Annotated in this window: 3 protein-coding genes and 1 pseudogene; 2 read left to right on the plus strand and 2 right to left on the minus strand. The window is 72.9% G+C overall.

The genetic code is table 11. From position 1 onward, the window contains the following. Window positions 1-369 (plus strand): annotated as a pseudogene (locus ESO86_RS13760) (ornithine cyclodeaminase family protein); the annotation flags it as partial. After that, entirely contained in the window at window positions 366-1,352 is a 987-nt protein-coding gene (locus tag ESO86_RS13765) for a proline racemase family protein (RefSeq protein ID WP_129235518.1), read from the plus strand. The pseudogene ESO86_RS13760 and the gene ESO86_RS13765, both read left to right, overlap by 4 nt. A 58-nt stretch (window positions 1,353-1,410) precedes the next feature. Here ESO86_RS13765 and ESO86_RS13770 read toward each other — a convergent pair whose 3' ends face one another. Next, window positions 1,411-2,412: a proline racemase family protein gene (locus ESO86_RS13770; protein WP_129235519.1), complete on the minus strand. Its 1,002-nt coding sequence runs from the start codon at window positions 2,410-2,412 to the stop codon at window positions 1,411-1,413. Then, window positions 2,412-3,326 (minus strand): dihydrodipicolinate synthase family protein, encoded by a 915-nt coding sequence (locus ESO86_RS13775; protein ID WP_129235520.1) that lies wholly within the window; start codon window positions 3,324-3,326, stop codon window positions 2,412-2,414. The genes ESO86_RS13770 and ESO86_RS13775 overlap by 1 nt, the downstream gene beginning before the upstream one ends. Window positions 3,327-3,507 lie beyond the last annotated feature (181 nt).

A 3,507-nucleotide genomic window follows, 5' to 3' on the forward strand; every position in this document is an offset into this window, starting at 1 on the left:
GACGCCGACCTCGTCGTCTGCGCGACGACGGCGCGCGAGCCCCTGTTCGACGGCGCGCTCGTCCCGCGGCACGCGGCCGTCGTCGCCGTGGGCTCGCACGAGCCCGCGGCGCGCGAACTGCCCGGCGACCTCCTCGCGCGCTCGCACGTGATCGTCGAGTCGGAGCGCGTCGCGCTCGCCGAGGCGGGCGACGTGATCCTCGCCGTCTCCGAGGGCCGCCTGGCGCCCGATGCGCTGGTCACGTTCTCCGAGCTGTTCGACGGGCCGCCCGTGGCATCCGATCGCCCGAGGGTCGTGAAGACCTGCGGGATGGGCTGGCAGGACCTCGCCGTGGCGCCGCTCGCCCTCTCGGACGGGCGGGGCGGATGATGCGCTGGGCGACCGAGGACTGGCACACGGCGGGCGAGCCCTTCCGCATCGTGCTCGACGTCCCCACCCGGGGTGCGAGCGTCGCCGAACGCCGCGTCGAGGCCATGTCCGGCAGGGCCGACGCGGTGCGCCGGTTCCTCTGCCTCGAGCCGCGCGGCCACGACGACATGTACGGCGGGTTCGTCACGCCGCCCGACGACGACGGAGCGGACTTCGGCGTGCTGTTCTGGCACAAGGACGGATTCTCGACCGCGTGCGGCCACGGCACCATGACGCTCGGCGCGTGGGCGGTGCGCTCCGGGCGCGTGCGGGCGCCCGACGACGGCGAGGCGATCGTCACGATCGACGTGCCGAGCGGTCGCGTGCAGGCGCGCGTGCAACGTCGCGGCGGTCGGACCACCGGGGTCGTGTTCCGGAGCGTCCCCTCGCGCGTCCTCGCCACGGGGATCCGCCTGGCGACGAGCCGGGGCGAGGTCGACGTCGACCTCGTGTTCGGCGGCGCCGTGTACGCGACCCTGCCCGCGGCCGCGCTCGGACTCGAGGTGACCCCGGCGCACACGACCGAGCTCATCCGCCTCGGTCGCGAGGTCAAGTGGGCGCTGGACGACCACCCCGATGCGAAGCTCGCCGACGACCGCCTCTCAGGCGTCTACGGGACCATCCTCGTCGACGACCTCGGCCGCACCGCCGAGGGACCGTGGCAGCGCAACGTGACGGTCTTCGCCGACGGCGAGGTCGACCGGAGCCCCTGCGGATCCGGGACCGCGGCGCGCGTGGCGCTGCTCGCGCACACCGGTGCGCTCTCCGACGGCGAGGTGCTCACGCACGACTCGATCATCGGCACGCGCTTCCTCGGTCGCGTGGCCGATCGCACCGCCGACGGCGTCGTCCCCGAGATCACCGGGCACGCGTACCGGGTGGGCGCCTGCGAGTTCGAGCTCGACCCCGACGATCCCCTCGCGGCCGGATTCAGCCTGCGCTGAGCGCTCGGGTCGCACGGCCGACCGCTGCCCCATCCGCTCCGCCCGGCCTGCTCCGGCTTCAGAACACGAAGCCCTCGGGGAACGGGTCGTCGTCGTCGAGGACGTACTGGCCGAACCCGGTCACCCAGGCGCGGCCCGTGATCGTCGGGACGACGGCGGGCACGCCGCCGACGCTCGTCACGCGCAGCAGGCGCCCCGTGAACTCGCTTCCGATGAACGACTCGTTGACGAAGTCCGCGTCGAGCCGGAGCTCACCGCGGGCGTGGAGTTCCGCCATGCGCGCGCACGTTCCGGTGCCGCACGGCGACCGGTCGAACCATCCCGGATGGATCGCCATCGCGTGCCGCGAGCGCACCGCGTCGGACCCGGGGGCGATGAACTCGACGTGGTGCACGTGATCCGCGCCCTCGAGCTCGGGGTGGCGGGGCGGCGCCTCGGCGTTGATCGCCTCCATGATCGCGAGCCCGGCCGCGAGGATGTCGTCCTTGCGGGTCCGGTCGAACGGCAGGCCGATCGCGTCGAGGTCGACGAGGGCGTAGAAGTTGCCGCCGAAGGCGATCGAGTAGGGCACGGTCCCGTGCCCGCGCACCTCGATCGACGCGTCCAGCCGCTCGACGAAGCTCGGCACGTTCTCGATCGTGACGCGCCTCGCACGGCCGTCCTCGACGTCGACCCGCGCGACGACGAGGCCCGCCGGGACGTCGAGGCGGATCTCGGTGACCGGCTCGACCACCTCGACCATTCCCGTCTCGACGAGGACGGTCGCGACCCCGATGGTGCCGTGTCCGCACATGGGCAGGAACCCGCTGGCCTCGATGAACACCACGCCCCAGTCGGCGTCGTCCCGGGCCGGCGGCTGCAGCAGCGCGCCGGACATGGACGCGTGGCCGCGCGGCTCGTTCATCAGCAGGCCGCGGAGCCCATCGAGGTGCTCCATGGCGTACAGGCGCCGGTCGTTCATGGTGGCGCCGGGGATCCGGCCGACCCCGCCCGTGACGACGCGCGTCGGCATCCCCTCGGTATGGGAGTCGACGGCCGAGATCACCCGGCGCGCGCGCATCAGCGGGCCGCCAGGGCGGCCAGCGCCCGCTCGGTGTCGGCGGTGACCTGCGCACGCTGCTCCGCCGAGAGCGGACCGCGCGGCGGGCGGGTCGGGCCGCCGTACGAGTTCCCGCAGATGTCCATCGAGAGCTTGATCGCCTGCACGAACTCCGTCCGCGAGTCCCAGCGGAACACCGCGACGAGCTGCTCGTAGAGCGCCTTCGCCTCGTGCCACTCGCCCGCGGCGCAGAGGTCGTACAGCTCGACCGCCTCCTTGGGGAACGCGTTCGGGTACCCGGCGAACCATCCGACGGCGCCGTTGACCATGAGCTCGAACAGCACGTCGTCGGCGCCCGCGATGACGTCGATGTCGCACTGCTCCCTGATCTCGTAGACGCGGCGGACGTCGCCGGAGAACTCCTTGATCGCGACCACCTCGGGGATCTCGGCGAGCTTCGCGACGAGCGAGGGGACGAGGTCGACCTTGGTGTCGAACGGGTTGTTGTAGGCCATGATCGGCAGGCCGACCTTCGCGACCTCCTCGTAGTGCGCGATCACCTCCGCCTCGTTGGCCCGGTAGAGCGTCGGCGGCAGGAGCAGCACCCCGTCGGCGCCGTCCTCGCGGGCGTACTCGGCCCACGTGCGCGCCTGATGGCTGCCCACGCCGTGCGCTCCCGCGACCACGATGCCGCGCCCGTCGACGGCCTCGACGGCGACCCGGATCACGCGACGGCGCTCCTCGTCGGTGAGCGACGAGTACTCGCCGAGCGATCCGTTCGGGCCGACGCCGCGGCATCCGTTCCGCATCAGGAAGTCGACGTGCTCGGCGAACCGGTCGTAGTCGACCGCGAGCCCGGCCGGGGCGGAGTCGTCCTCCCGGAACGCGAGGGTGGTCGCGACGACGACGCCGCCGAGGTCCATGGTGCTGATCATCCGCTCGATCCTCCGAGTCGTCGAGTAATATGTCACATGCTACGTGTCGGAATCGACCGCGGCAAGCGCCGCGACCTCGCCGATCCGGACCGGCGCGAGCACCGGCCGGCGGTCGAACCCCACGGATGCCGCGGCACCGCCCGCCTCGGCCACGATCGCCTCGACCGCGCGAGCGCACGAG

This window comes from Agromyces binzhouensis, from assembly GCF_004135055.1.
Taxonomy (GTDB): domain Bacteria; phylum Actinomycetota; class Actinomycetes; order Actinomycetales; family Microbacteriaceae; genus Agromyces; species Agromyces binzhouensis.